The sequence below is a fragment of the Methylobacterium tarhaniae genome, from assembly GCF_001043955.1.
Lineage (GTDB): Bacteria > Pseudomonadota > Alphaproteobacteria > Rhizobiales > Beijerinckiaceae > Methylobacterium > Methylobacterium tarhaniae.
In genome coordinates this window covers 1-7,973 of the sequence record NZ_LABZ01000199.1, presented here as the reverse complement: position 1 = coordinate 7,973, position 7,973 = coordinate 1, and the positions used below count along the sequence as shown (strand labels likewise).

At 71.9% G+C, this 7,973-nt stretch carries 10 protein-coding genes; 6 read left to right on the top strand and 4 right to left on the bottom strand.

Translation table 11 applies throughout. The features are described 5' to 3' along the window. A partial coding sequence (locus VQ03_RS24900; protein WP_083468204.1) for a Fur family transcriptional regulator occupies positions 1–386 on the bottom strand: 386 nt, incomplete at its 3' end. Positions 387–560: 174 nt separating this feature from the next. On the opposite strand from VQ03_RS24900, the gene VQ03_RS24895 reads away from it, so the two are divergent. From VQ03_RS24895 to VQ03_RS24885, 3 genes are read left to right on the top strand one after another with little or no spacing between them, the layout of a single operon-like run. After that, a complete protein-coding gene (locus tag VQ03_RS24895) occupies positions 561–746 on the top strand; it encodes a hypothetical protein (protein WP_157064247.1) in 186 nt (61 codons plus the stop codon). After that, the gene (gene aztA, locus VQ03_RS24890) at positions 743–1,618 is read left to right on the top strand and encodes a zinc ABC transporter ATP-binding protein AztA (protein ID WP_048453597.1); all 876 of its coding nucleotides are present in this window, start codon (positions 743–745) and stop codon (positions 1,616–1,618) included. Before VQ03_RS24895 ends, aztA begins: the two co-directional genes overlap by 4 nt. After that, positions 1,615–2,481 carry a metal ABC transporter permease gene (locus tag VQ03_RS24885; RefSeq protein WP_048453596.1) on the top strand — a complete coding sequence of 289 codons (867 nt, stop codon included), beginning with the start codon at positions 1,615–1,617 and terminating at the stop codon, positions 2,479–2,481. The genes aztA and VQ03_RS24885 overlap by 4 nt, the downstream gene beginning before the upstream one ends. Position 2,482: 1 nt before the next feature. Here VQ03_RS24885 and VQ03_RS24880 read toward each other — a convergent pair whose 3' ends face one another. Together VQ03_RS24880 and VQ03_RS24875 are read right to left on the bottom strand one after the other, a co-directional pair. Next, a complete protein-coding gene (locus VQ03_RS24880; protein ID WP_048453595.1) occupies positions 2,483–2,668 on the bottom strand; it encodes a DUF2256 domain-containing protein in 186 nt (61 codons plus the stop codon). A gap of 1 nt (position 2,669) precedes the next feature. Continuing rightward, entirely contained in the window at positions 2,670–3,536 is an 867-nt protein-coding gene (locus tag VQ03_RS24875; RefSeq protein WP_048453594.1) for a methionyl-tRNA formyltransferase, read from the bottom strand. A gap of 183 nt (positions 3,537–3,719) precedes the next feature. Between VQ03_RS24875 and VQ03_RS24870 the strand changes: the two genes are divergently transcribed. Continuing rightward, positions 3,720–5,321 (top strand): cryptochrome/photolyase family protein, encoded by a 1,602-nt coding sequence (locus VQ03_RS24870; RefSeq protein WP_048453593.1) that lies wholly within the window; start codon positions 3,720–3,722, stop codon positions 5,319–5,321. On the opposite strand, the gene bcsS is transcribed toward VQ03_RS24870, so the two are convergent. Then, entirely contained in the window at positions 5,244–6,011 is a 768-nt protein-coding gene (gene bcsS, locus VQ03_RS24865; RefSeq protein ID WP_083468203.1) for a cellulose biosynthesis protein BcsS, read from the bottom strand. The genes VQ03_RS24870 and bcsS overlap by 78 nt on opposite strands. A 346-nt stretch (positions 6,012–6,357) precedes the next feature. On the opposite strand from bcsS, the gene VQ03_RS24860 reads away from it, so the two are divergent. After that, entirely contained in the window at positions 6,358–6,627 is a 270-nt protein-coding gene (locus VQ03_RS24860; protein WP_048453592.1) for an usg protein, read from the top strand. 385 nt (positions 6,628–7,012) lie between these two features. Next, positions 7,013–7,633 carry an exopolysaccharide biosynthesis protein gene (locus tag VQ03_RS24855; protein ID WP_048453591.1) on the top strand — a complete coding sequence of 207 codons (621 nt, stop codon included), beginning with the start codon at positions 7,013–7,015 and terminating at the stop codon, positions 7,631–7,633. The last annotated feature ends 340 nt before the right edge of the window (positions 7,634–7,973 follow it).

Genomic DNA, 7,973 nt, shown 5'->3' with positions numbered 1-7,973 from the left:
CTGCCGCAGCTGCGGCAGATCAGGAAGACCGCGCTCTCGCCGGCGCCGTGGCCGTGCTCGCAGGGCACGAAGGCGTTGCGGCTGGCGATGCGGTGGACGAGTCCGTGCTCGGTGAGGAAATCGAGGGCGCGGTAGACCGAGACCGCGGCGACGCGCTTGCCCGGGGCGCTCAGGCGCTCGGCGATGTCGTAGGCGCCGAGCGGCCGGCCCTCCTCCGCCACCACCTCCAGGGTGCGCCGGCGAAGCGCCGTGAATTGCAAGCCGAGATCCTGCGCCAGCCGCTCAGCCCGCGCGACCAGGTCGGCCGTCCGGGCCGGGCCATGCGGTTCCTGCGCGTGCGGTTCGTGCGCGTGACCGTGATGGCCGCAGGTTCCGTGCTCGTCCATGCGCAACAACCTCCCGGCATCCCCCGCGCCGTCCTAACCCAACCCGGCGGCGGTTGACAGGCCCGGGCTGTTACAGTGTAACGATCGGCGCTTGGGCGGCCGTCGGTCGCCCTCCATATGGGGTTCGCGCAGGCACCCGCCGAGGGTGCCCCGGACCCGAGCGACGATTCGCCGATGCCGCATCATCCTGGCCCCAGGCGGGGCCTCCCGCACGGCCCCGCCCTGCGGGCCGACGCCGCGATCCCGCGGCCCCAGCCGGTGCCGTTCTCCCTGCTGCGCCAGGGCGTCGGGCCGCGCCTCGCGGTGGCCGCCCTGGTGGCGGGCTCGCTCTGGGGCCTGATCGGCTGGGCGACGGCGTGACGGCGTCCCGCGATCTTTCCGTGCCGGGCGGCCTGACCTTTCGTGGCCTCACCCTCGGCTATGCCCGCCATCCGGCGGTCCACCATCTCGACGGCACGATCGCGCCGGGCTCCCTCACCGCGGTGGTCGGCCCGAACGGTGCCGGCAAGTCGACCCTGCTCAAGGGCATCATGGGCGAGATCAGGCCCCTTGAGGGCGAGGTCTCGCGCTCGGGCCTCGCCCGGCAGGACATCGCCTACCTGCCCCAGGCCGCCGAGGTCGACCGGAGCTTCCCGATCGGCGTGTTCGACCTCGTGGCGATGGGGCTGTGGCGCCGGGTCGGGCCCTGGCGCTCGCTCAAGGCTCACCGGCCCGCCGTCGAGGCGGCGCTGGCAGCGGTGGGGCTCACCGGGTTCGAGCGCCGGCCGATCGGCACCCTGTCGGGCGGGCAGCTGCGCCGGGCGCTGTTCGCCCGCGTCCTTTTGCAGGATGCACGGGTGATCCTGCTCGACGAGCCTTTCGCGGCGATCGATGCCCGCACCACCGACGAGCTGCTCGGGCTGGTCCATGGCTGGCACGCGGAGGGGCGCACCGTCGTGGCGGTGCTGCACGACCTCGACCAGGTCGCCCGCCACTTCCCCTCGACCCTGCTGCTGGCCCGCGAGAAGGTGGCCTGGGGCGCGACGCCCGAGGTGCTGACCGCCGACAACCTGCGCCGCGCCCGAAGGCTCTGCGAGGCCTGGGACGAGGACGCCCCGGTCTGCCGCGCCCCGGTCGCCCACCCGCACGACGAGGCCGGACACGGCCACGCGCCGCACGCCCCGGCCCCACAAGATCACTCCATCCACGACCATTCCACCCGAGACCATCCCACTCACGGGCACGCCGCGTGATCGACCTCCTGACGGCGCCCTTCCTCGAATTCGCCTTCATGCGCCGGGCGCTGGCCGGCTGCGTCGCCCTGTCGGTCGGCGCCGCGCCGGTCGGCGTCTTCCTGACGCTGCGCCGGATGAGCCTGATGAGCGAGGCGATGAGCCACGCCATCCTGCCGGGCGCCGCCGTCGGCTTCCTGTGGGCCGGGCTGTCGCTGCCGGCGATGACGCTCGGCGGCCTGGTGGCCGGGCTGGCGGTGGCGCTGCTCTCCGGCTTCATCGCCCGCTCGACGGTCCTGCGCGAGGATGCGAGCCTGGCGGCCTTCTACCTCATGTCTCTCGCCGCCGGCGTGCTGCTGATCTCGGCCCGGGGCTCGTCGATCGACCTCCTGCACATCCTGTTCGGCACGGTGCTGGCCCTGGACGACGACGCCCTGGTCCTGCTCGGCGGCATCGCCACCGTGACGCTCGCGACCCTGGCGATCGCCTACCGGCCGCTGGTGATGGAATGCGTCGATCCGCTCTTCCTGCGATCCGTCGGCCGGGCGAGCGGGCCGGTGCATTACTGCTTCCTGGCCCTGGTGGTGCTCAACCTCGTCGGCGGCTTCGCGGCCCTCGGCACGCTGCTCGCCGTCGGCCTGATGCTGCTGCCGGCGATCTCGGCCCGGTTCTGGGCCCTCGACCTCACCGGCCTGATGCCGGCGGCGGTGATCCTGGCGCTCGCGGCGAGCGTGGCCGGGCTCCTCGTCTCCTACTATGCCAGCCTGCCGACCGGCCCGGCGATCGTGCTCGCCGCCGGCCTGCTCTACGTCGTCTCGATGCTGCTCGGGCCCCGCGGCGGCCTGGTCTGGCGGCTGATTCCCGCGCGGCACCTCGAAGCGTGAGCTATCCGGAGGCCGAAGGGCCGGGCAGGCGCGCCGGCTCGCCCCTTTGCGCCGCCCGCCGGCAGGCATCCGAGCAGTAGCGCACCTCGTCCCAGACCCGCTCCCACTTCTTGCGCCAGGCGAAGGGCCGGCCGCACTGGGCGCACATCTTCTGCGGCAGGTCGCCCTTGCGGCGCATCTTCGGCATCTCAGCGCCCGATCTTGCCCGCATCGGCGAGCGGGATGCTGCTCCAGCGGGTGATCTGCACGTAGCCGTCCCGGGCCGCCACCACGATCTGGCGGCGGTAGGAATGCACCGCCGTGCCGGGCGCATGGCGATGGGCTTCCGTCCAGCCATGGGCCTCCTGGACGAAGACGCGGTTGTCGTTGATGCGCGCCAGGGTCTCGATGGCACCGAAGGCCCGGACCCGGCGCAGGATCGCGTCCACCGGCTGGCGGAAATCGAGGGTACGGTCGAGGTCGGTGACCCGCGGCCAATAGGCGCCGTCGCCCTGCGGCTCGGCCTTGCGCCAGAGGGCGGGCAGGTCCCGGGCGATCGGGCCGCGGGCGAGCCGCATCGCCGCCATCTGGCAGCGGGCGAGCAGGGTCTCGTGCGTCTCCGCGCCCGAGAGGGAGAAGATGTCCTGGGCCAGGATGTCGCCGGTATCGAACCCCTCCTCGGCCAGCACGTGGGCGGTCACGCCCCAGCTCTCGTAGGAGTCCACGATGGCGCGGAACAGCGGGTAGGGCCCGCGCCCGTCCGGCAGCGGCGAGGGATGGATGTTGAGGGCGTAGCGCACCCGGCCCGGCCAGCCGGTGATGAGCCAGGGATAGCCCGCCACCACCAGCGCCCAGTCGCGCCCGTGCTCCGCCGACAGCGCCTCGATATCGGCGACGCGAATGCGCGAGAGCTGGATCGGCACCCGGTGGCGCCGGGCCAGGGCCACGACCGCGTCGTTCTGGTCGTAGATCCCGTCGCAGGGGCGGGAGAACAGCTTGATCGGCTGCCAGCCCGACGCGACCAGGGCCTCGAACACACCGCCCAGGAAGTCGATTCCCGCGAAGGCGAATTTCACGTCATGCTCCTTGCGCCCGCACCCGGAGACCGGATCCCGGCTTCTGCGTCGGTTGGACCCGGGCAGGCCCCGGCGCCGGCGACATCCATCGTCCTAGCTAGGGTTACGGGCAGCCGGAGGGGAGCCGCAATGACCAGTATGTTAATCGCTGATGTCCGCGTCCCCGCGAGAGGCTGACCGCCCTTGCGCACGCTCCGCCTCGTCCTCGGCGACCAGCTCCATCCCCGGCTCGCCACCCTCACCGATCTCGATCCCGGCACCGACACGGTGCTGATGGCCGAAGTCGTCGAGGAGGCGACCTATGTGCGCCACCACAAGCAGAAGCTGGTGCTGGCCTTCGCCGCCATGCGTCACTTCGCGGCCGAGCTGCGGGCGCGCGGCGTCGCCGTCGACTACGTCGCCCTCGAGGATGCGGGCAATGCCGGCTCGTTCACGGGCGAGATCGCGCGGGCCATCGCCCGCCACCGGCCGGACCGTGTCGTCGTCACCGAGCCCGGCGAGTGGCGGGTCGAGGCGATGATGCGGGACTGGGAGGAGCGGTTCGGGGTCACGGTCGAGATCCGGGACGACACCCGCTTCCTGTGCCCGCGCCCGGTCTTCGCCCGCTGGGCGGAGGGGCGCGAGGCACTCCGGATGGAGACCTTCTACCGCGCCATGCGCCGGCGCACCGGCTTCCTGATGGACGGGAGGGAGCCGGTGGGCGGGCGCTGGAACTTCGACCACGACAACCGCCGCCGCCTGCCGGCCGGCCAAGCCGTGCCGGAGCGCCTGCGCTTTCCCCCCGACGCCGTGACGCGGGAGGTGATGGACCTCGTGGCCCGCCGCTTCCCCGACCATTTCGGCGACCTCGACGGCTTCGCCTGGCCGGTGACCCGGGCCGGCGCCCTGCGGGCCCTGAAGCACTTCCTCGACGATTGCCTGCCCGAATTCGGCGACTACCAGGACGCGATGCGGGCGGGCACCCCGTTCCTCTATCACGGGTTGATCGCGCCCGCCCTGAATCTCGGCCTCCTCGACGCCGAGGAGGTCTGCCGTGCGGCCGAGGAGCGCTGGCGCGACGGCGCGGCGCCCCTCAATGCCGTCGAGGGCTTCATTCGCCAGATCCTCGGCTGGCGCGAATACGTGCGCGGGCTCTACTGGGCGCTGATGCCGGATTACCCCGAGACCAACGCGCTCGGCGCCACCCGCGACCTGCCGTGGTTCTACTGGTCCGGCGAGACCGCCATGGCCTGCCTCGCCGAATGCGTGCGCGACACCCGGATCCACGCGCATGCACACCACATCCAGCGCCTGATGGTGCTCGGCAACTTCGCGCTGCTCGCCGGCCTCGCCCCGGCTCAGGTCGAGGAATGGTTCCTGGTGGTCTATGCCGATGCCTACGAATGGGTGGAGCTGCCCAACGTCCACGGCATGGCGCTGTGGGCCGATGGCGGCCTCCTCGGTTCGAAGCCCTACGCGGCGTCGGGCGCCTATATCGACCGGATGTCCGATTACTGCCGCGGGTGCGCCTACGACGTGAAGGCGAAGGCGGGCGCGGCGGCCTGCCCGTTCAACTATCTCTACTGGAACTTCCTGATCGAGAACGAGGAGCGCCTGCGCGGCAACCCGCGCCTCGCCATGCCGTACCGCACCCTCGACAGGATGGCGCCGGCGCGGCGGGACGCGATCGTGTCGGATGCGACCCGCTTCCTCGATTCCCTGACGGCGTCAGAGGGGCATCCAGGCGGTGAGCGTGCCGTAGACGCCCGGGCGCCGGACCTGTTCCTCGTAGACCCAGCCGGCTGAGACCCGCAGGCTCACCTGCGGGGAGATGATGGCAGGAAGCGCGAAGTCGGTGGCGTGGAGGCCGAGGCTCCATTTCCGGTAGCCGGTCCGGTCGGCGTAGAGCGCCGCCTCGGGGCCGAGATAGGCCGGGATCACGCCCGGCAGCCGGACGCCCCAGGACACCCGGCCCCAGGCGCTCCAGCGGGCGGTGCCGGCGATCAGCGTCGCGGTGACGAGCGTCGCGTCGGTCGGCCGGGCCCAGACTTCTCCCTGCACCCGCGCCCCGATGCGCGGCGACGGCAGCCGCTTCGTGCCGGGGCTGTCGAGCACCTCGAAGGCGAGTTCGGGCCCGGCGAACAGGGCGGCCACGCCCCAGCCGCGCACCCATTGCCAGCCGGCCACGGCGCCGGCCTGCACGGTATGGCGCAGGATGCGGGGCGGGGCCGCGCCACCCGTCGCGCGCGGGTCGCCCCACCAATCCCGCTCGGCCCGCAGGCCGTAGCCGAGGGTCGCGAGGGCCGCGACACCGTCCCGGGCGATCCCCTCCGGCGCGAACTTGGCCCCGGCGCTGACGAAGGTCGAGCGGCCCGCATCCAGGCTGCCGAACAGCACGGTCCGCACCTCCTCCCGCTCGTCGGCGCAGGCTCCATCCGGGCCGGCGAGGCCGGCGGCCGCACAGAGCAGGAGGGGACGAACCGAGGAAAGAGGCACGGCAGCCTTGCATGACGTCGCGTGAATGGAAATATCTTTTCCACCATACGCAACGTCAAGGCGCCGCTTCGGCTGCGCCACGGCAATTTGTACCGGGCCGTCGACTTCCCGTTCCCGTCAGGATGACGGATCCGGATCGGACCGGAGGACGTCCTCCCGGTAAGAGGCAGGCAAACCGCACGAGTCTTGTCAGCACTCGCATGAGGAGGCTGCTATTGCTCGAAAAATCAACGCATTAGCTACGGTTTCGGCTTGAGCTTAACCACCGATTAACCGCATCATCGGACGCTTGGTCGGCAAAGCGCCGCGCACCCAAGAAGGATCTCGACATCGCCGAGGAGGTTGCATGGTCTCGAAGGAGTTCCGCCAGCAGATCGAGGGTTACGGCCTGACGACGGCCCACATCCTCTACCGCATCCCAGACCATCCCGGCGTTCTGCAGACCTACGTCTGGCAGGATTACGATCTCGCCCCCCGCTTCCCCGTGCTCACCGGATTCCTGGATTTCTGGAAGCGCGAGCTGGACGGGCCGCTGCACTCCGTCCGGGTGGCGCATTCGCAGCTGATCAAGCCGGCGGAGTTCCGCGCCGTGAACGGGGTGCTGACGCTGCATTGAATGGGTGGGATCGATGGGCAAGCGCGGCATTTTTTCGGCCCGCTGCCCTATGATTGCCCGGTTGACCGTGTGTGAGGCCCCCCACGGCCGCGCTCCCGGAGCACGGCGCTCACCTCGGTGAACCATGCACAGGCTCATCCTCTCCGCGGCCGGGCCGCTTCGACGGCGGCTCGCCCCCCTCCTCGCCGCGGGTCCGGTCCGCGCCGATCTCGGCGCGGGCATCACCCATGCGCGCGGGTTGGCCCGGGCTGCGGAGTGGGCTAGAGGGGGCCGGGCGACCCCGGCCCGGGGCGCCGCGACCCCGCCGGCGAGTGCCGCGCCCCCGTTCGAGGGCGCCACGCGCCGCCCCGGGGGCGCCTCCCCGGCACCGGACGGCCAGAGCCCTGTGACGCAATTCGCCCGCACTTCCGAGGTCCTGACCGTTCTCGCCGCCCAGGAGACCGAGCGGCTGACCGTCGGCGACATCGTGGCGGTTCTGCGCGACCGGGCTTTCGCGCTCCTCGTCGTGCTGCTCGGCCTGCCCAACTGCCTGCCGATGCCGCCGCCGATCCCGCTGATCTGCGGCCTGCTCCTCGCCCTGGTGGCGGCGCAGATCGCCGCCGGCATGTCGGCGCCCTGGCTGCCCCGCGCCCTGCTCGGCCGTTCGATCGCCCGGGCCGACCTGCAGCGGGCGGTCTCCCGCGCGGTGCCGCTGCTGCGCCGGCTCGAGCGCTGGTCGCGGCCGCGGCTGCGGGTGTTCGAGAACGACCTCGGCATGCGCACCATGGGGCTGCTGCTCCTGGCGCTGTCCCTGGTGCTGATCGTCGCCGCTCCCCTGGTCGGCCAGATCCCGCTCGGCCTCGCCGTGACCCTGGTCGGCCTCGGCCTCGTCGAGCGCGACGGCATCGTGGTGGCGGCCGGCCTCGGCGTCGGCATCCTCGGCGTGGCCTTGAATCTCGGCTTCGTCTACGCGGTGTTCACCGCCGTGATGGGGCTGCTGAATCTCGGCGCTGCCGCGGGAATTTAGGGCCGTCTCACGTCCCGATGAGGTCGAAGGGTGCGCCCGGAGCCCGGATGGGCTCGCGGGTGTCTTCGCCGGAGCGAGCCTGAAGGTTCTCTCCTCGCGGCCACCGGTTTTGCGGCAAAAATCTGCGACAAAACAAGAAGCCAAGCGGACGAAGCGTTGGCTTGCCCACAAGACACGCCACAGCAGGTTGCGCGGTGGGGGAGCGAGGGCCGAGAGCATGAACCCTCCCCCCTCTGCGGGGGAGGGTGGCGAGCGAATGCGAGCCGGGAGAGGGGCAGCGCGACGCTGATCCAGGAAGCGCCCGTCAGAACGGTCGCGCCCTCTCCGGAAGCGGCGTCCC

What these genes read in the sequence shown, in the direction of transcription:
- VQ03_RS24895 (WP_157064247.1), top strand. Translation starts at nt 561, where the DNA reads ATGCCGCATCATCCTGGCCCCAGGCGGGGCCTCCCGCACGGCCCCGCC.
- VQ03_RS24880 (WP_048453595.1), bottom strand. Translation starts at nt 2,668, where the DNA reads ATGCCGAAGATGCGCCGCAAGGGCGACCTGCCGCAGAAGATGTGCGCC.
- VQ03_RS24860 (WP_048453592.1), top strand. Translation starts at nt 6,358, where the DNA reads ATGGTCTCGAAGGAGTTCCGCCAGCAGATCGAGGGTTACGGCCTGACG.